The organism is Streptomyces sp. NBC_00376 (assembly GCF_036077095.1).
Classification (GTDB): Bacteria; Actinomycetota; Actinomycetes; order Streptomycetales; family Streptomycetaceae; genus Streptomyces.
This window is the reverse complement of sequence record NZ_CP107960.1, coordinates 736,304-754,616: the sequence shown is the minus strand read 5'-3', so window position 1 is coordinate 754,616 and position 18,313 is coordinate 736,304. Positions and strand designations below refer to the sequence as shown.

Below are 18,313 nucleotides of genomic sequence, written 5' to 3'. Positions count from 1 at the left end.
TCCCCCGGGCGGGGCAGACGGACGACGAACCGCTACAGGCCCAATTCGGGGTAATGGCCGCGTTGATACGTCGACAGATCGGAGATGGCAAGCTGTGCCGCACCCCGGCAGATCACGCAGGCACGGCTCCGCCGGCACTCCCGGCAGTTCTTCCGCCCATGGGTTTCGTCGTGAACCCAGCCGCGTCCCCCGCACCCGGGACACCAACCCAGACCGTCGCACTCGTAGCACAGCACGAATCCGGCCGTGACCGTCTCGGCCGTGCGCACCGGCTCCGGCCACTGGAACTCCTCCGGCTCGTACAGGGCCATCGCCGGCGTCTGCCCGCTGAACGACACGTTGGGTCCGTGGTCGATCGCACGGACCTCGATGCTGCAACCGTCGTGGCGGCCGGTGACCATGATTCGGGGCGTCCCATCGGCGTCCTCCTGCGACGTCGCGCACTCCCAGCCCGCCGATTCGAGCAGGACGACCGCGCGAGACGCGATGGCGGCGCCACTGACATTCGCGCGGCGCTTACCGACGAAGCAGCCGGCCGAGTACTGGTGGCGGAGCGGTTCATGCCAGTCGACGATGCGCGGCTCGTCGAGAAACAGCAGGCGCAGATCACTGCCGGGAGCCAAGTCGTATATCAGCTCGACCAGTTGCGCCCGCAGGACTCGGCCCAGCCGGTCCAGCTCTTCCCGCGCACCCGGTATGGGACCCATGACGCCCCCTCTCGCCCGGCCCTGCCATCGCCAGGCATCCCGCTCGACCACCGGGATTCTATTCGGCGTTCGTATGAATCGGGCCTGCCGCGCTGTGGCACAGTTGCCTTGAGCGGGTCGGAGCGTACGGGGCGTCGGGTCGGCGGGTGGTCGGCGGACTCCGAGAGGCGGTGCCGCCCCGAACCGACGGAACGAGGACGGTATGTTGCCGGTAGCCACGCAGGCCGAGGCCCGTGCGCAGTTGCTGCGGCACTTCACCGGGACGCTCCGGGCACTGCCCGCCGAACTGGCCCTGGCGCTATGGCATCCGGACCTCCCCAAGGCGAGGTTTCACGACGGCGTCACCCTGCCCGCGAACCGGATCGACGACGACACCGTCCTGTTCGCGTCCTTCGACATCAGGTATTGGGTGCTCGGAACCACCCCCGACACCTGCGACCAGTATTTCGACGCGGTGATGCGTGTCTGGAGTGATCAGGGCTGGCCGACGCGGACCTTCAGCACCTCGCGCCCGCTCGCGGGAAACGCGGGCACCCCCGACGGGTACGGATTCAGCCTCACGCAGAGTGTCAACGGGTACCTGAGCATGGCCGGGTCGACACCGCTCTTCGTGGCCGACTCGGACACCGGAGACCCGTTCCCGACCCGGATCGACCACCCGGCCGCATCGCGGAACTGAGCACCGCCCATGTGATCGCGGGGTGCTCGGGCAGGAGCGCCGCGCATCGGTCCCGGAGCGGGCCGGCCGGTCGCACGGAGGCCTGCGCCCGCTTCGTTGTGGGGTGTCCCGCACCACCTGTCCGCGCGAGCTATAAGCTGCACATGCCCCGCGGGGGAAGTCCGGTCGAAATCCGGCGCTGACCCGCAACGGTAGGCGGAGCCCGACATCGGGCCCCGTGAGCCCGATTACCCGCGGTGGTGAAGGCTCCTGTCAATTCGCCGTGGACTGCGAGTGGTGCTGCGCAGGGCGCTTCGCGCCCGGGCTGCTCCTTTGATCACGTAGGTGCACGGCCCGAGGCGAAAGCGACCGCCCGTGGCCACACCCCTCGACCGCAAACCCGCCGTGCCTCTGCGCACCTCCCGCGCCGCGGCCGGGCCCGCGCCGCCCCGGCGCGTGTCGCTGCCACTGCTGCTGGCCACCCTGTGCGCCGTGCTCCTGGTCTCGCTCGTCTGCGGGGCGGGGATCGGGGCGTCGGGGCTCTCCTGGGGCGAAGTGCTGCACTGCCTGTGGGCCGGGCTGACCGGCGGCCGGATAGCCCCCGATCAGGTACCGGCGTACACCATCGTCTGGGAACTGCGCTTTCCGCGCGCCGTGCTGGCCGCGGTCGTCGGGGCCGGACTCGCGTCCATCGGCGTCGCCGTGCAGGCCATGGTCCGCAACGCCCTCGCCGACCCGTTCGTCCTCGGCATCTCCTCGGGCGCGGCCGTCGGTGCCAATGCCGTGCTCATCTTCGGCGCCTTCGGCGCGCTGGGCATCTGGGCGCTCTCCACGGCGGCGTTCCTCTCCGCGCTCCTCGCCATGATGCTGGTGTACGCGATCGCACGCACCGCCCGCGGTCTGACCCCGCTGCGGCTCGTCCTGACGGGCACCGCGATGTACTACGGCTTCTCGGCCGTCACCACGTTCATGGTGTTCGCCGCCGAACGTGGCGAGGCCGCCCGCTCCGCGATGATGTGGATGCTCGGCAGCCTCGGCGGCGCCACCTGGTCCTCCGTGCCGATCGCGGCGGGGGCCGTGTTCGGCGGCCTCGCCCACCTCGCCTGGTCGGCGCGCCGGCTCAACGCCCTGGCCATGGGCGACGAGACCGCCGCCGCACTGGGCGTGGACGCGGGACGGCTGCGCAAGGAGCTCTTCCTGGTCTCCGCGGCCGTCACCGGGGCGGTCGTCGCGGTGAGCGGCGCGATCGGCTTTGTCGGCCTGATGGTGCCGCACGCCGTCCGGCTGCTGGTCGGCGCCGACCACCGCCGGCTGCTGGCCGTCGCACCACTGGCGGGCGCCGTTCTGCTGATCTGGGTGGACATCCTCTCCCGTGTGCTGCTCGCGCCCGCCGAACTGCCGGTGGGCGTGCTCACCGCGGTCATCGGCGTGCCGTGCTTCGTACTGCTGATGCGCCGCCGCTCCTACACGTTCGGAGGCGCGTGATGCGGATCGACATCGATGCCCTGACGGTCGAGATCGCCGGCGCACGGCTGGTGGAGGACGCCACGCTGGGAGCGGGGGAGGGGCAGCTCGTCGGCCTGGTCGGCCCCAACGGCAGTGGGAAATCAACCCTTCTGCGCTGCGTCTACCGGGCGCTGCGCCCCTCCTCGGGGACGGTGCGGCTCGGCGGCGAGGACCTGTACGCCATGAGCGCGCGCGAAGGGGCCCGCCTGCTTGCCGCACTGCCCCAGGAGGCGGTCGCCGAGTTCGACTTCACGGCCGCCGAGGTCGTGGCGATGGGTCGGCTGCCGCACCAGCGGTCGATGGGCCGCACCACCGACGAGGACCGGCTGGTGTGCGAGACCGCCCTGGCGGACGTCGGCGCACGCCACCTCGCCGAGCGCGGCTTCCTCACACTCTCCGGCGGCGAGAAACAACGGGTGCTGATCGCCCGCGCACTGGCCCAGCGCCCCCGGCTGCTGGTGCTCGACGAACCGACCAACCACCTGGACATCGCACAACAGCTGGAAGTGCTGGCCCTGGTCCGCCGCAGCGGACTGACCGTCCTCACCGCGCTGCACGACCTCAACCTCGCCGCACTCCACTGCGACCTGCTCCATGTCATCGACAACGGCCGGATCGTCGCGTCCGGCGCCCCGCACGACGTGCTCACCCCCGCGTTGCTGGCCGAGGTCTTCGGCGTACGGGCACACCGCGTCCCGCATCCGGAGACCGGCGCCGTACAGCTGCTCTTCGACCGCCTCCGCCCCGCACGATCCGACTCCTGAGGAGCCGCTCCCACCATGCCCGACCTCGCACGCCCCGCCGCATTCGCCCTCGCGGCCGCCCTGCTCCTCACCGGCTGCGGTGCGGACGTTCCCAGCCGCCAGGAAGAGAAGACCGCTGCCCGGAACGGGGACGGCCACTACCCGGTGACCATCGAGAACTGCGGAGAGAACAAGACGTACGACAAGGCCCCGCAGCGCGTGGTCACCAATGACGTCGGCATCACCGAGATCATGTTCGCGCTCGGACTTGAGGACCACATGGCGGGCTATGTGATGCCCGAGGACAAGGGCGACCTCACCTCCGTTCCCTGGAAGGACGGCTACCGGAAGACCAAGTGGCTCTCCAAGGACCGGATCAACAAAGAACTGGTCATCGACGCCCGCGCCGATCTGGTCTTCGCCGGATGGAACTACGGATTCAGCGAAGGAGACGGATTCACCCCCGCCGAACTCCGGCGGGTGGGCATCGACTCGTACCTGCTGAGCGAGTCGTGCCGCAACGGCCGGGGGAAGGCTCGCGGCGTGATGGCACCACTCGACGCGCTGTACACCGATCTGCGGAACCTGGGCAGGATCTTCGATGTCGAGGACCGTGCGGAAAGCCTCGTCGCGACGTTCCGGAAGCAGGTGACCGAAGCGCGGGCCGGGGCACCGAAGGGCGCCGACCGCCCACGGGTCTTCCTCTACGACGACGGGCAGGACAAGCCGCTGACCTCCGGTGTCTACGCCGGACCGCACGACATCATCACCAAGGCGGGCGGTGATCACATCATGAAGGACCTCAAGGACAGCTGGGTCACCGTGGGCTGGGAGACCGTCGTCGACCGCGATCCCGAGGTGATCGTGATCAACGACTACGGTGACACCGGTGCGGAGCAGAAGAAGAAGTTCCTGAAGTCCTATCCGCCGCTGGCCAACGTGTCGGCCGTCAAGAACGACCGGATCTTCGTTCTCGACTACGCGGATCTGGTGGAAAGCCCACGCAATCCGGCGGCCGTCGGCTCACTTGCCGCATATCTGCAGAAAGTGACCTCCTGAGTGAGGCTCCGGGGCGGCCACCTGGCCGCTGCCCGATCACGGCCGGACAGTAGAGTTCGGCTGCGTCATCCACTGAACACCGAGGTACCGTCCGTGACTCTCGCACCACCCGAACAACCCGCCCCACCTGCGGTGACCGTCGTGGGAATCGGCGCCGACGGATGGGCGGGACTGCCCGAAGCGGCGCGCACGGAGCTCGTCGACGCACAGGTCCTCATCGGCGGCGAGCGGCAGCTCGGCCTGCTCCCGCCGTCCTGCCGGGGACAACGGTTGCCGTGGCCCTCGCCGTTGCGGCCCGCCGTCCCCGGCCTGCTCGCCGCGCACGCCGGGAGCAGGATCGCCGTGCTCGCCAGCGGCGACCCCATGTTCTACGGCATCGGCCGGGCCCTCACCGAAGTGCTCGGCACCGATGCGCTGAGGATCCTGCCCCACCCGTCCTCGGTGTCCTACGCCTGTGCCCGGATCGGCTGGCCGGTGGAGGACACCGAGGTCGTCACCCTGGTCGGCCGCCCCGCCGCCCGGCTGGCCGCCGCCCTGCACGACGGCCGGCGGGTCCTGGTCCTGAGCGCGGACGCCGCCACCCCGGCCGCGGTGGCCGGGCTGCTGTGCGAACAGGGCTTCGGGCCGAGCCGGCTGCGCGTGCTCGAACAGCTCGGCGGAGCGGGCGAAGCCTGCCTGGAGGGCACCGCCGACCACTGGCCGCACCCACCGGGCGACCCGCTGAACATCATCGCGATCGACTGCCGGCGCACCCCCGAGGCCCTGCGCCTCGGCGCCGTACCCGGTCTGCCGGACACGGCGTACGAACACGACGGACAGCTCACCAAGCGGCACGTCCGGGCCGCGACGCTCGGTGTGCTCGCACCCGCCCCCGGCGAACTCCTGTGGGACATCGGCGGAGGCTCGGGATCCATCGCCATCGAATGGATGCGGACCCACCCCTCCTGCCGCGCGATCACCGTGGAACGCGACCCGCAACGCGCCGGGCGCATCGCACGCAACGCCGACCGGCTCGGCGTGCCGGCCCTGCGCGTGCTCACCGGACCGGCCCCCGGCATCCTGGCCCAACTGCCCACGCCCGACGCCGTGTTCATCGGTGGCGGGCTGACGGTTCCCGGCCTGCTCGAGACCTGCTGGGACGCGTTGCCGCCCGGCGGGCGACTGGTCGCCAACACGGTCACGCTGGAGTCCGAGGCGTTGCTCGCCGAGGCGCACCGCACACACGGCGGCGAACTGGTCCGGCTGGCGGTCGCGCACGCCGTGCCGGTCGGCGGGTTCACCGGCTGGCGGCAGGCCATGCCCGTCACCCAGTGGTCCGTACGCAAACCCCTGACCAGTCCCCAAGCGGCACACTCGGCAACCGAGCCCGCGCAACACCCAGGAGACAACTCATGACCGTGTACTTCATCGGCGCGGGCCCGGGGGCCGCCGACCTGATCACCGTGCGCGGCGCCCGCACCCTCGCCTCCTGCCAGGTGTGTCTGTACGCGGGCAGCCTGGTGCCCCGGGAACTGCTCGCCGAATGCCCCCCGGACGCCCGCCTGGTGGACACCGCGCAGCTCGACATCGACCAGATCGCCGCCGAGCTGCTGGCCGCGCACGAGGCCGGTCACGACGTGGCCCGGCTGCACTCGGGCGACCCCTCGGTGTTCAGCGCGGTCAACGAGCAGATGCGCCGGCTCGACGAGGCCCGGGTGCCCTACGAAGTGGTGCCCGGCGTACCCGCGTTCGCGGCCGCGGCGGCGGCGCTCAAGCGGGAACTGACCGTGCCGACCGTCGGCCAGACCGTCATCCTCACCCGGATCGCCCACCGCGCGACCGCGATGCCGAAGGGCGAGGACCTGGCCACCCTGGGCCGCAGCGGCGCCCTGATCGTGCTGCACCTCGCCGCCAGGTACGTGGACCGCGTCGTCGAGGAACTGCTGCCGCACTACGGGGCCGACTGCCCGGCCGCCGTGGTGGCGATGGCCTCCCGCCCGGACGAGATCGTGCTGCGCGGAACCCTCGACGACATCGCCGGGCAGGTGAAGGCGGCGGGCGTGATCCGCACCGCCGTCATCATGGTCGGCCGCACCCTGGGCGCCGAGCAGTTCCGCGACAGCCACCTCTACTCGCCCGCACGCGAACGCCACGTCTGCTGACGGGCCCCGCACCGGCCGGGCGGCCCGGTCAGCGCACTTCGCTGCGCCCGACGACCGTGCCCGCCCGGTCGATGCAGATGACGTCGACGGCGACCGGCGCGCCCCGCAGCACCGACAGCGCCTCGTCCCGCGCCGCCACGGCCACCAGGTCCCCGAGCGGAACACCCCGCGCGAGGCACAACTGGAGCGCCGCGAGTCCCGTGTTCGCGACCGCCACCTCGGCCGCCAGGGCCTCGTCCGCACCACCGCGCCGGGCCAGCCCGGCCAGGAACGGCTTGTCCACCTGCGACCGGCCCGAGTGCAGGTCGAGGTGGCCGGCGGCGAGCTTCGACAGCTTCGCGAACCCGCCGCAGACCGTGAGCCGGTCCACCGGATGACGGCGGATGTACTTGAGGACCGCGCCCGCGAAGTCGCCCATGTCGAGCAGTGCGATCTCCGGCAGCCCGTACTCGGACACCACGGTCCGCTCCGAGGTGGAACCCGTGCACCCGGCCACGTGGGTGTGCCCGGCGGCCAGGGCCACATCCACACCGCGGCGGATGGAGTCGATCCACGCCGAGCAGGAGTACGGCACCACCACACCGGTCGTGCCGAGGATCGACAGACCGCCCAGGATGCCGAGGCGCGGGTTCCACGTGGAGCGGGCGATCTCCTCGCCGTGGTCCACCGCGACGGTGACCTCCACGTCCCCCGCCCCCCGGTGCTCCGCGGCGACCCGTGCGATGTGGTCGCGGATCAACTGACGCGGCACGGGATTGATCGCCGGCTCACCGACGTCGAGCGGCAGCCCGGGAAGGGTGACCGTGCCCACTCCGGGCCCGGCCCGGAACACCACACCCGAGCCGGGCGGCAGCCGCCGCACGGTGGCCCGGACGAGGGCGCCGTGCGTCACATCGGGGTCGTCGCCGGCGTCCTTGACCACCCCGGCCGTCGCCCGCTCCTCGGCCAGCTCCTCCACCGCGAGCGCGAAGGCGGGCGTCTGCCCCTTGGGTAGGGTGATCGTCACCGGGTCGGGGAAGTCGCCCGTCAGCAGGGCCGTGTACGCGGCGGTGGCCGCCGCCGTCGCACAGGCGCCGGTGGTCCAGCCGGGCCGCAGACCGGTGTGTTTCAGCTGGGCGCTGCGTCCGCCCTCAATCTCACCCATGGATGGATCCGATGCATGTACTCGTACTCGGCGGAACGACGGAGGCCCGCCGCCTCGCCGAGTTGCTGGTGGAGGTGGTCCCGGCCGGCGCGCTGACGAGTTCGCTCGCCGGACGCGTGGCCGGCCCGAGGCTGCCGCCCGGCGAGGTCCGCATCGGCGGTTTCGGAGGAGCCGACGGGCTCGCCGCATGGCTGCGTACCCACCAGGTGGACGCGCTCATCGACGCCACCCATCCTTTCGCCGGGACGATCAGTTTCAACGCGGCCGCTGCCGCCGCTGCCGCCCATGTTCCCCTGCTCGCCGTACGGCGGCCCGGGTGGGTGCCCGGTGAGGGCGACGACTGGCACCCGGCCGGTTCCCTCGCCGAGGCCGCGGCGGCGCTGCCGGCGCTGGGCCGACGGGTGTTCCTCACGACCGGACGGATGGGACTGGCCGCCTTCGCGGGACTCGACGAGCTGTGGTTCCTGATGCGTTCGGTGGACGCCCCCGAAGCCCCGTACCCCGCCCGCATGGAGGTGCTGCTCGACCGGGGCCCGTTCACCCTGGACGGGGAACGCGAACTGATCCGCCGTCACCGCATCGACGTCGTCGTCACGAAGGACAGCGGCGGCGCCGCCACTGCCCCCAAACTCGCCGCGGCCCGCGAGGCGCGGATCCCGGTGGTGGTGGTGCGACGGCCCCCCGTGCCCCAGGGCATCCCGGTCGTCGAAGGCCCGGAAGCGGCCGTCGCCTGGCTCCGCGCACACATCCTGCACGGCAGCTAAGGGCTGTCCGGTAATCCCTGGTGGATCAGCGTGCGGCGTCAGACGCGGTGCATCGCAAGGCGGAGGGACGCCCGAATACTGGATGTATTCGGGCGTTCCGACAACGCGGCGAGGGATGGGGTCTCCCCAGCTCGAGCGCAGCCGAGAGCTTGGGGAAGTGGCTGTCGTCGCACGCCCGCCAGGGATCACGGGACAGCCCTCAGCCGACGGCCGCGCCCCGACAGGCTCTCAGCCCTCCGGATAGCGGCGGGGCGTCCAGACGATCTGCCGCCCGTCACCGCGCTCGACCCAGCGGGTCTGCGAGGACCCGACGAGCAGGATCGTGCGCATGTCGACCTCGGCGGGGTCGAGATCGCCCAGGCGCACGGTCCGCACGCTCTCGGCGGGCCCGCCGACATCCCGGCCGAGGACCACGGGCGTGTCCGGCGAGCGGTGTTCGAGCAGCAGGTCACGGGCCTTGCCGACCTGCCAGGTCCGGCTGCGCGAACCAGGGTTGTACAGCGCGAGCACCAGATCCGCCGTCGCGGCGGCGCGCAGCCGCTCCGCGATCACCTCCCACGGCTTGAGCCGGTCGGAGAGCGATATCGTCGCGTAGTCGTGGCCCAATGGCGCACCCGCCCGCGCGGCGGCGGCGTTGGCCGCCGTCACCCCCGGCAGCACCCGCACCGGGACCTGCGCGTACTCGTCCTGCGACGCCACTTCGAGGACGGCCGTCGCCATGGCGAAGACCCCGGGGTCGCCGCCCGACACCACGGCCACCCGCCGCCCGCGCCGGGCCAGATCGAGGGCGAACTCGGCACGCTCCGACTCGACCTTGTTGTCCGAGCCGTGACGCACCTGCCCCGGCCGCACCGGCACCCGGTCCAGATACGTGGTGTAGCCGACCAGGTCGTCGGCGGCGGCCAGCACTCCGCGCGTCTCGGGGGTCAGCCACAGCGGACCGGCCGGGCCGGTACCCACCACGGCCACCTCGCCACCCTCAGGGGCACCTTCGGGACGCGGCGCCCCGATCCGGCTGGGCAGGACCGCGACCGCGAAGTACGGCACCGAGCCGGCGTCGACCTCGGCCAGCTCGCCCACCCGCTCCCCGGCCATCGTGGCGCGCTCCACGTAACGCACCTCGGGCAGCCGCCCGGACGCCTCGAAGGCGCCGCGCACCGCGGGAAACGTACGGCCCAGCTTCATCACCACGGCCGCGTCGGTGGCGGCGAGACGCGCGGTCAGCTCCTCCTCCGGCAGCGTGCCGGGCAGGATCGTCAGCACCTCCTCGCCCTCCACGAGCGGGGTGCCGAGCCGAGCGGCGGCCGCGCTGACGGAGGTGACGCCCGGGATCACCTCGGTCGGGTAGCGGTCGGCGAGCCGCTTGTGCATGTGCATGTACGAGCCGTAGAAGAGCGGGTCGCCCTCGGCCAGCACGGCGACCGTCCGCCCGGCGTCGAGGTGCGCCGCCAGACAGGCCGCCGCCTCGGCGTAGAACTCCTCCATCGCCCCCCGGTAGCCGCCCGGGTGGTCCGTGGTCTCCGTCGTGACGGGGTAGACCAGCGGCTCCTCGACATGGTCGGCACGGATGTGCTTCGCCGCGATGGACCGGGCGATGGACCGCCCGTGCCGGGCGCTGTGATAGGCGATCACATCGGCCTCGGCGATGATCTCAACCGCGCGTACGGTCATCAGAGCCGGATCACCGGGGCCGAGCCCGACCCCGTACAGCCGGCCCGTCTTCTGCTCGCTCACGTCTACTCTTCCTCGCTGGCGATCGCGTTGAGGGCGGCGGCAGCGATGGCGCTGCCGCCGCGACGGCCCCGTACGATCAGATGCTCCAGCCCGGACGGGTGCGCCGCCAGGGCGTCCTTGGACTCGGCGGCACCGATGAAGCCGACCGGCACACCGATGACGGCGGCGGGGCGGGGCGCGCCCTCCTCGATCATCTCCAGCAGCCGGAACAGGGCGGTCGGCGCGTTCCCGACAGCCACGACCGCACCCTCCAGCCGGTCCCGCCACAGCTCCAGGGCGGCGGCGCTGCGGGTGGTGCCCAGTTCCTTCGCCAGGCCGGGCACCGACGGGTCGGAGAGGGTGCACACCACTTCGTTGTCCGCGGGCAGCCGCTTGCGGGTCACACCGCTGGCGACCATCGCCACATCGCACAGGATGGGTGCGCCGGCCCGCAGCGCGGCACGGGCGCGGGCGACCGCGTCCGGGGTGAAAGCGAGATCGCGGACGAGGTCGACCATCCCGCAGGCGTGGATCATGCGGACCGCGACCTGGCTCACATCGGCGGGCAGCCCCGCGAGGTCCGCCTCGGCACGGATCGTGGCGAAGGACTGGCGGTAGATCGCCGGTCCGTCCTTCTCGTACTGGTGCACAGTGCTTTCGCTCTCTTCCTCGGGCGTGCAACGGTCGGGTGCAGTCGGGTACAGGGTGAGTCGGGCGTACGGGATCAGCCGCGCGTACCGCGGGCCGCGGCCACCGCCGCGGCGAGCACGCCGGGGCGGTCGGGGACGTTCACGGGGGCACCCCGCTCCTCGCCCCGTACGAGGGAGATCCGGTGCCCGTCGGGGGTGGCGACGACGTCGACCCACTCGCCGCGGGGATGGCCGCACCGGCGTTCGCAACCGGACCAGTACACCGGCAGCAGGCCCACGGGCCCCACCACGGCCGCCGCCCGGCCCCGCACATCGGCCAGCGACTTCGCGCAGCCGGGCCGGCCGATACAGGCACCGACCCCGGTCCAGGGGGAGTCGGGCCCGACGACGAGGCCGGTGGCCCCCAGATCGTCCAGCAGCCCAGACGCCCGCCGCCGCTCCACCCCCGGTACGACGACCCCGCGCCACGGTGTCAGCCGCAATTCGCCACGCCCACCGTGCCGGGCCGTCTCCGTCAGGGTCCGCCACTGCGCCGGGGTGAAGCGCCCCAGCGGGATGCCGACGGACAGCGCGGCCCCGTCGTGCGGGCCGGTCACCACGCCCGGGGCGGGACCGTCCGAGCCCGGCGGGCAGTCTCGGTCCTCGGTGGAGGCGGCGCCGGAGCCCTCCTCCCGCAACCGCCGTACGACCTCGTCGAGAAGCGGGCCGGCGCCGCCGGGCAGATCCCTCACGCGCCAGGCACCGGTGCCCGACGCCCGTTCCAGAAAGACCTCGGCCGCCATGAGGGCGGCCTGCGGCGCCTGCGCGCCGGGTATCCGCACCACGGTCCGGTCCGTGCCGATCCGCAGCAGCGCCGCGCCGCCGTCCTGCGCCAGCAGCGTCACATCGCCGCCCAGCGCGTCCACATCGCCACGACCGTCGTCGAGCACGAACAGGAACCTGCCCGACAGCCCGGCCGTCCGGTCGCCCGCGCACAACAGCTCGTCCAGCGCCCGGAGCCACGGTCCGACGTCCCGCGCCCCCCGGCCGTCGAGCCCCGACAGCGGCGAGGCCACGATGTTGCGTATCCGCTCGTGGCGGGCGGAGGGCAGCAGCCCCGCTTCGCCCAGCCGGACGGCCAGTTCGCCACCGCAGTCCCCGCCCAGCCCGCGCAACTGGACATTGCCGCGCGAAGTGAGATGCAACTCACCATCGCCCAGGCTCTCCGCCACCGCCCCCAGCGCATCCGCCTGCACCGCGGTCAGCAGACCACCGGGCAACCGGACCCGGGCCAGAGCGCCGTCGTCCGCCCCGTGCAGCCGCAGCGTGCCGGGACAGGCGTCACCGCGGCCCCGGGCAGACGCGTCTGCGGGCAGCGAAGGCGAAGTGGCAGGTGGGGGCATGGCGGCGAGCATACCGACCATCCGACCGGATCCGTATGCCTCCATCAGCTGACCGGCCCTTACTATGCCTAGTGACGGGCCATCCGGCACGTCGTCGCCACAGACGGCGACAGGGGAGGAAGTCCGGTGCGATTCCGGCACGGTCCCGCCACTGTGAGCCCGGCCCCGGCCGGGCGAGTCAGGAACTCCCTTCCCCGGCCCTCGACTCCGTCGAGCAGGGGAGACTCCATTCCGACACCGCCCGGGGCGTGGACACCCCGAGGAAGGCCCGACGCCGCATGATCCTGCTCCTGTCGACGTCCGACACCGACCTGCTCAGTGCCCGCGCCTCGGACGGCCCGGTCCCCTACCGCTACGCCAACCCCTCCCGGCTCCCGCTCCAGGACCTGCCCGAGCTCCTCGACGGCGCCGACCTGGTCGTCGTCCGCCTCCTCGGCGGCGTACGCGCCTGGCAGGACGGACTCGACCAAGTCCTCGCCACCGGACGCCCCGTCGTCGTCCTCACCGGCGAACAGGCCCCCGACGCCCAGCTGATGGCCGCCTCCACCGTCCCCATCGGCATCGCCGCCGAGGCCCATGCCTACCTGGCCCACGGCGGACCCGCCAACCTGGACCAGCTCGCCCGCTTCCTCTCCGACACCGTCCTGCTCACCGGCCACGGCTTCGCACCGCCCGCCCCGGCACCCTCCTGGGGCCCGCTGGAGCGCACCGCCCGCCGCACCGACGGCCCGGTCGTCGCCGTGCTCTACTACCGCGCCCACCACATGAGCGGCAACACCGCGTTCGTGGACGCCCTGTGCGATGCCGTCGAGGACGCCGGCGCCCGCGCGCTGCCGCTGTACGTCGCCTCGCTGCGCACCCCCGAGCCCGAGCTCATCGAAGCGCTGCGCGCTGCAGACGCGATCGTGACCACCGTCCTCGCCGCGGGCGGCACCCGGCCGGCCGAGGCATCGGCGGGCGGCGACGACGAGTCCTGGGACGCCGGCGTCCTCAGCGGCCTCGACGTCCCCATCCTCCAGGCGCTCTGCCTCACCGGTTCACGCACCGACTGGGAGGACAACGACGAGGGCGTCTCCCCGCTCGACGCCGCCAGCCAGATCGCGGTCCCCGAGTTCGACGGCCGCCTGATCACCGTGCCGTTCTCCTTCAAGGAGATCGACGAGGACGGCCTGCCCGCGTACGTCGCCGACACCGAGCGCGCCGCCCGCGTCGCCGGGATCGCCGTGCGCCACGCCCGGCTGCGCCACATCCCGGCCGCCGAGAAGCGGATCGCGCTCGTGCTGTCCGCGTACCCGACCAAGCACTCCCGGATCGGCAACGCCGTCGGTCTCGACACCCCGGCCAGCGCCGTCGCCCTGCTGCGCCGACTCCGCGACCAGGGATACGACTTCGGTACGCAGGAGGTCCCCGGCCTCGTGTCGGGCGACGGCGACGAGCTGATCCGGGCCCTGATCGAGGCCGGCGGCCACGACCAGGAGTGGCTCACCGAGGAGCAGTTGGCCCGCAACCCGGTCCGGATCCCGGCCGCCGACTACCGGCGCTGGTACGCGACCCTCCCGGCCGAGCTCCGCGAAGCCGTCGAGCAGCACTGGGGCCCCGCCCCGGGCGAGATGTTCGTGGACCGGTCGAGCAACCCGGACGGCGACATCGTGCTCGCCGCCCTGCGCCGCGGCAATCTGCTCATCCTCATCCAGCCGCCGCGCGGCTTCGGCGAGAACCCGATCGCGATCTACCACGACCCCGATCTGCCGCCCTCGCACCACTATCTGGCCGCCTACCGCTGGATCGCCGCCTCCGCCGACGACAACGGCTTCGGCGCCGACGCCATGATCCACCTCGGCAAGCACGGCAACCTGGAGTGGCTGCCCGGCAAGAACGCCGGCCTCTCCGCCGCCTGCGGCCCCGACGCCGCCCTCGGCGACCTGCCGCTGATCTACCCGTTCCTGGTCAACGACCCGGGCGAGGGGACGCAGGCCAAGCGGCGCGTCCACGCCACCCTGGTGGACCACCTCGTACCGCCGATGGCACGGGCCGACAGCTACGGGGACATCGCCCGCCTCGAACAACTCCTGGACGAGCACGCCCAGATCGCGGCGATGGACCCGGCGAAGCTCCCGGCGATCCGCGCACAGATCTGGACCCTGATCCAGGCCGCCAAGCTCGACCACGACCTGGGGCTGGAGGACCGCCCCGAGGACGAGGGCTTCGACGAGTTCATCATGCATCTCGACGGCTGGCTCTGCGAGATCAAGGACGCCCAGATCCGCGACGGCCTGCACGTGCTGGGCGGAGCCCCGGCCGGCGCCGACCGGGTCAACCTCGTCCTCGCGATCCTGCGGGCCCGCCAGATCTGGGGCGGCACCGCCTCCCTGCCCGGCCTGCGCGAGGCCCTCGGGCTCGACGAGTCCGCCGCGACCCGCGTCACCGCCGACGAGGCGGAGGAGCGGGCCCGCGCACTGGTCCAGGCGATGGAGGACGCCGACTGGTCCCCGGACGCCGTCGCCGAGGTGGCGGCCGGGCACCCTCGGGCGGTCGCCGACATCCTCGCCTTCGCCGCCCGCGAGGTCGTCCCGCGGCTGGCGGCCACGACCGACGAACTCGACCACGCCCTGCACGCCCTGGACGGCGGATTCGTTCCCGCAGGACCCTCCGGCTCCCCGCTCCGCGGCCTGGTCAACGTCCTGCCGACCGGCCGCAACTTCTACTCCGTCGACCCCAAGGCCGTACCCTCGCGCCTCGCCTGGGAGACCGGCCAGGCCCTGGCCGACTCGCTCCTGGAGCGCTACCGCACCGACAACGGCGACTGGCCCACCTCGGTCGGCCTGTCCCTGTGGGGCACCAGCGCGATGCGCACCGCCGGTGACGACGTCGCCGAAGCCTTCGCCCTGCTCGGCGTCCGCCCGGTCTGGGACGACGCCTCGCGCCGTGTGACCGGGCTGGAGGCGATCCCGCCGGCCGAGCTCGGCCGGCCGCGCATCGACGTCACTTTGCGCATCAGCGGCTTCTTCCGCGACGCCTTCCCGCACACCATCGGCCTGCTCGACGACGCGGTCCGCCTCGTCGCCTCCCTGGACGAGCCGGCCGAGCAGAACCACGTACGCGCCCACGCCCAGGCCGACCTGGCCGCCCACGGCGACGAACGCCGTGCCACCACCCGTATCTTCGGTTCCCGCCCCGGCACGTACGGCGCCGGTCTGCTCCAGCTCATCGACTCCCGCGACTGGCGCACCGACGCGGACCTCGCCGAGGTCTACACGGTGTGGGGCGGCTACGCCTACGGACGCGAGCTCGACGGCCGCCCGGCCCGCGAGGAGATGGAGACGGCGTACAAGCGGATCGCGGTCGCGGCCAAGAACACCGACACCCGCGAACACGACATCGCCGACTCGGACGACTACTTCCAGTACCACGGCGGCATGGTGGCCACCGTCCGCGCCCTGCGCGGCACCGCCCCGGAGGCGTACATCGGCGACTCCACCCGCCCCGAGACGGTCCGCACCCGCACCCTGGTGGAGGAGACCTCCCGGGTCTTCCGTGCCCGGGTGGTGAACCCCAAGTGGATCGAGGCGATGCGGCGGCACGGCTACAAGGGCGCCTTCGAGCTGGCCGCCACCGTCGACTACCTCTTCGGCTACGACGCGACGACGGGCGTGGTCGCCGACTGGATGTACGACAAGCTCACCGAGACGTACGTCCTGGACCCGACGAACCGCGAGTTCCTCCAGCAGGCCAACCCATGGGCCCTGCACGGCATCGCGGAACGCCTCCTGGAAGCGGAGTCCCGCGGCATGTGGGCCAAGCCCGACCCGGCGATCCTCGACGCCCTGCGCCAGGCGTACCTGGAGACGGAGGGCGACCTGGAGGGCGAGGACTGACTCCCGGGGGCCCGGCTCCGGACCAGCGGTCGGTCACGGGTGTCCGGGCCCCGGGGGCGTCACCCCATTGCCCCAGGTAGACGCACTGTTCAGCGAAGGGGCGTTACCCGTCCTGCCGCCGGGCATAGTGTCGCCCGTGGCGTGGAAGCGATCTACGCATGACCGAAAGTGCCAGTCCTTACATCTCGTCGGCCCGGATCACCGTGCTCGCGGTGCAGCCCGGTGACCCGCCCTTCCGCCTCGTGGAGATCGACGGGGAGGTGGTGAGCGCGGCAACCTCGATGGTGGATGTGCTTGCCGCCGCCTCGGCCGCAGGAATCAAGGTCCATGACCTCGACGACCCGACTGTGGTGCGGTGGGTGGGGGGCGGGAAGTTCCACTGGCGGCCGCACTGAGAGTTGCCGCGCGGCGGCCCCGCGGGTCGGGCGGCGGGTTCGAATCGCCGCCCGACCTCCGGCGGCAGCTCGGCGGGGCGCCGACGATGGTCCGCGACCACCGTCCGAAAACCCAACGCGCGGAAACCGGCACGCGGAAACCCAACAACTCGGGACCCAACAACTCGGGACCCAACACCCAGAACCGCGAGCCAACACCCGAACCTCGGCTCGCGATTACAAAACGCCAACCCACGAGCGCGTCACAGGCCGGGGCCGACGGCTCGGCCGGGCCCCGAACTCTCCCGTCCCGCGCTGACGTTCCACGCACGTTTCGCTGACGTTTCGCTGACGTCCCAGGTCTGCCGCCGCCGCATCAGGCCAGCGAGGCGGCGCGGGCGGGGTCGATCGCGTGCTGGAGAGGTTGGTCATGTATAAAGCGTCGGAGTTCGTCGAGCACAAGCTCTCCGAGGCGATGGCGTTCGGCCCCGAGGGCACCGCCGAGGTGGGGTGTCAGGACGACGTTGGGAAGGGTGAAGAGTGGCGAGTCATGGGCGGGAGGCTCCGGGTGCGTGACATCGAGTACGGCGGTGAGGTCGGGTCTGGCGTGCAGGACCTGCGCCGCGGCGGTCTCGTCGATGAGCGCGCCGCGTGCGGTGTTGATCAGCGTCGCGCCCGGCCCCAGGGAATTCAGCAGCCGTGCCCCGATCGTGCCGCGGGTCTCGGGCAGGAGGGGCGCGTGGAGGCTGACGACATGGCAGGTGGCGAACAGCTCCTCGATGCCGACCAGCCGGACGCCCGCCTGCCGGGCGGTGTCGGGGGAGGCGAGGGGATCCGTGGCGAGGACCTCGACGTCGAAGCGGCCGAGGTGGGCCGCGACGAGACGGCCGATGTGCCCGAGCCCGAGCAGGCCCACGCGTGACCGGTAGGCCCCCGGCACCTGGGGGTTGTGCGGGAAACGGCGGCTGCTCGCGACGTCCCGGGCGATGCGATGCACCTGCTTGAGGCCCAGGAGGACCTGGGCGAGAGTGAACTCCGCGACCGGGACGGCGTTGGCCGCGGCCGCGGAGACGATCGGGACGCCGCGTGCCCAGAAGGCCGGCGTGGTCAGGTGCCGCACGGAGCCCGCGGCGACGAAGACCGCCCGCAACCGGGGGGCACGCGAGAGGAAGGCGGCATCGAGCACGGGCGCGCCCCAGCCCGTGAGCAGGACATCGACCTGTCGCAGCACGTCGGGATCCTCGTCGAGCTGCTGCCGGGTGAGGGGTGGACCCTGCAGGTGTACGAGACGTTCCACTTCGGCTAGGACCTCGCGGGGATAGACGTCCGCCCTGCGTTCTTCCTCCATGACCAACAAGGCTGTCGGTGTGCGGGCCGGCTCGTTCATGGCGTTACGCTCCTCGGCTCTTCGCTGACAGGCGGTCAGTGATTCCACTCGTGGTCCCTGGTCGGGCGCGTGGGGAAATGTCTGACCCGGTGTTGAAGATTGACGTGGCTTGTTCGTTGCCTTGGTCGGTGTGCTTGCAGGCACGATACATCGGATGATTGGTGAGTCCTCGGATGGAGATCGGTCACCCGGAACTCGCCGAACCGCAGG

Annotated in this window: 15 protein-coding genes and 2 riboswitches; of the genes, 9 read left to right on the top strand and 6 right to left on the bottom strand. The window is 72.3% G+C overall.

Annotated elements, in window-relative coordinates; genetic code table 11:
• Nucleotides 1-32 precede the first annotated feature (32 nt).
• The gene (locus OG842_RS03545; RefSeq protein ID WP_266727332.1) at nt 33-707 is read right to left on the bottom strand and encodes a hypothetical protein; all 675 of its coding nucleotides are present in this window, start codon (nt 705-707) and stop codon (nt 33-35) included.
• Nucleotides 708-909: 202 nt separating this feature from the next.
• Between OG842_RS03545 and OG842_RS03540 the strand changes: the two genes are divergently transcribed.
• From OG842_RS03540 to cobM, 6 genes are all read left to right on the top strand, one after another.
• Entirely contained in the window at nt 910-1,386 is a 477-nt protein-coding gene (locus OG842_RS03540) for a hypothetical protein (RefSeq protein ID WP_266727330.1), read from the top strand.
• 99 nt (nt 1,387-1,485) lie between these two features.
• A riboswitch (cobalamin riboswitch) is annotated at nt 1,486-1,639 on the top strand.
• A 101-nt stretch (nt 1,640-1,740) separates the two neighbouring features.
• Nucleotides 1,741-2,850: a FecCD family ABC transporter permease gene (locus OG842_RS03535; RefSeq protein ID WP_266727328.1), complete on the top strand. Its 1,110-nt coding sequence runs from the start codon at nt 1,741-1,743 to the stop codon at nt 2,848-2,850.
• Nucleotides 2,850-3,635: an ABC transporter ATP-binding protein gene (locus OG842_RS03530; protein WP_266727326.1), complete on the top strand. Its 786-nt coding sequence runs from the start codon at nt 2,850-2,852 to the stop codon at nt 3,633-3,635. Before OG842_RS03535 ends, OG842_RS03530 begins: the two co-directional genes overlap by 1 nt.
• Nucleotides 3,636-3,650: 15 nt before the next feature.
• Nucleotides 3,651-4,673: an ABC transporter substrate-binding protein gene (locus tag OG842_RS03525; RefSeq protein WP_266727324.1), complete on the top strand. Its 1,023-nt coding sequence runs from the start codon at nt 3,651-3,653 to the stop codon at nt 4,671-4,673.
• Between the two features lie 93 nt (nt 4,674-4,766).
• The gene (gene cbiE, locus OG842_RS03520; protein ID WP_266727322.1) at nt 4,767-6,068 is read left to right on the top strand and encodes a precorrin-6y C5,15-methyltransferase (decarboxylating) subunit CbiE; all 1,302 of its coding nucleotides are present in this window, start codon (nt 4,767-4,769) and stop codon (nt 6,066-6,068) included.
• On the top strand, nt 6,065-6,814 hold the full coding sequence (gene cobM, locus OG842_RS03515; protein ID WP_266727321.1) for a precorrin-4 C(11)-methyltransferase: 750 nt from the start codon (nt 6,065-6,067) through the stop codon (nt 6,812-6,814). Before cbiE ends, cobM begins: the two co-directional genes overlap by 4 nt.
• A gap of 28 nt (nt 6,815-6,842) precedes the next feature.
• Here cobM and OG842_RS03510 read toward each other — a convergent pair whose 3' ends face one another.
• A complete protein-coding gene (locus tag OG842_RS03510) occupies nt 6,843-7,958 on the bottom strand; it encodes a cobalt-precorrin-5B (C(1))-methyltransferase (RefSeq protein ID WP_266727319.1) in 1,116 nt (371 codons plus the stop codon).
• Nucleotides 7,959-7,969: 11 nt separating this feature from the next.
• Between OG842_RS03510 and OG842_RS03505 the strand changes: the two genes are divergently transcribed.
• Entirely contained in the window at nt 7,970-8,722 is a 753-nt protein-coding gene (locus OG842_RS03505; RefSeq protein ID WP_266727317.1) for a cobalt-precorrin-6A reductase, read from the top strand.
• Nucleotides 8,723-8,950: 228 nt separating this feature from the next.
• On the opposite strand, the gene OG842_RS03500 is transcribed toward OG842_RS03505, so the two are convergent.
• From OG842_RS03500 to cobG, 3 genes are all read right to left on the bottom strand, one after another.
• Nucleotides 8,951-10,456, bottom strand: coding sequence for a precorrin-2 C(20)-methyltransferase (locus tag OG842_RS03500; RefSeq protein ID WP_266727316.1), 1,506 nt, complete (start codon nt 10,454-10,456; stop codon nt 8,951-8,953).
• A 2-nt stretch (nt 10,457-10,458) separates the two neighbouring features.
• Nucleotides 10,459-11,085 carry a precorrin-8X methylmutase gene (locus tag OG842_RS03495; RefSeq protein WP_266727315.1) on the bottom strand — a complete coding sequence of 209 codons (627 nt, stop codon included), beginning with the start codon at nt 11,083-11,085 and terminating at the stop codon, nt 10,459-10,461.
• Nucleotides 11,086-11,159: 74 nt separating this feature from the next.
• Nucleotides 11,160-12,479, bottom strand: a complete 1,320-nt coding sequence (gene cobG, locus OG842_RS03490; RefSeq protein ID WP_266733416.1) for a precorrin-3B synthase — start codon at nt 12,477-12,479, stop codon at nt 11,160-11,162.
• Nucleotides 12,480-12,525: 46 nt separating this feature from the next.
• A riboswitch (cobalamin riboswitch) is annotated at nt 12,526-12,674 on the top strand.
• A gap of 71 nt (nt 12,675-12,745) precedes the next feature.
• On the opposite strand from cobG, the gene cobN reads away from it, so the two are divergent.
• Both cobN and OG842_RS03480 read left to right on the top strand, forming a co-directional pair.
• Nucleotides 12,746-16,342 (top strand): cobaltochelatase subunit CobN, encoded by a 3,597-nt coding sequence (gene cobN / locus OG842_RS03485; protein WP_266733414.1) that lies wholly within the window; start codon nt 12,746-12,748, stop codon nt 16,340-16,342.
• Nucleotides 16,343-16,500: 158 nt separating this feature from the next.
• Entirely contained in the window at nt 16,501-16,737 is a 237-nt protein-coding gene (locus OG842_RS03480; protein ID WP_266727314.1) for a hypothetical protein, read from the top strand.
• 355 nt (nt 16,738-17,092) lie between these two features.
• Here OG842_RS03480 and OG842_RS03475 read toward each other — a convergent pair whose 3' ends face one another.
• Complete coding sequence (locus OG842_RS03475; protein ID WP_266727313.1) at nt 17,093-18,103, bottom strand: hydroxyacid dehydrogenase; 1,011 nt, start codon at nt 18,101-18,103, stop codon at nt 17,093-17,095.
• Between the last annotated feature and the right edge of the window lie 210 nt (nt 18,104-18,313).

Excerpts from the sequence above, each read along its gene's own strand:
- cobG (WP_266733416.1), bottom strand. The coding sequence starts at position 12,479 with ATGCTCGCCGCCATGCCCCCACCTGCCACTTCGCCTTCGCTGCCCGCA.
- OG842_RS03545 (WP_266727332.1), bottom strand. The coding sequence starts at position 707 with ATGGGTCCCATACCGGGTGCGCGGGAAGAGCTGGACCGGCTGGGCCGA.
- OG842_RS03480 (WP_266727314.1), top strand. The coding sequence starts at position 16,501 with ATGACCGAAAGTGCCAGTCCTTACATCTCGTCGGCCCGGATCACCGTG.
- OG842_RS03475 (WP_266727313.1), bottom strand. The coding sequence starts at position 18,103 with ATGAACGAGCCGGCCCGCACACCGACAGCCTTGTTGGTCATGGAGGAA.
- OG842_RS03505 (WP_266727317.1), top strand. The coding sequence starts at position 7,970 with ATGCATGTACTCGTACTCGGCGGAACGACGGAGGCCCGCCGCCTCGCC.
- OG842_RS03530 (WP_266727326.1), top strand. The coding sequence starts at position 2,850 with ATGCGGATCGACATCGATGCCCTGACGGTCGAGATCGCCGGCGCACGG.
- OG842_RS03540 (WP_266727330.1), top strand. The coding sequence starts at position 910 with ATGTTGCCGGTAGCCACGCAGGCCGAGGCCCGTGCGCAGTTGCTGCGG.
- cobN (WP_266733414.1), top strand. The coding sequence starts at position 12,746 with ATGATCCTGCTCCTGTCGACGTCCGACACCGACCTGCTCAGTGCCCGC.
- OG842_RS03510 (WP_266727319.1), bottom strand. The coding sequence starts at position 7,958 with ATGGGTGAGATTGAGGGCGGACGCAGCGCCCAGCTGAAACACACCGGT.
- cobM (WP_266727321.1), top strand. The coding sequence starts at position 6,065 with ATGACCGTGTACTTCATCGGCGCGGGCCCGGGGGCCGCCGACCTGATC.
- OG842_RS03525 (WP_266727324.1), top strand. The coding sequence starts at position 3,651 with ATGCCCGACCTCGCACGCCCCGCCGCATTCGCCCTCGCGGCCGCCCTG.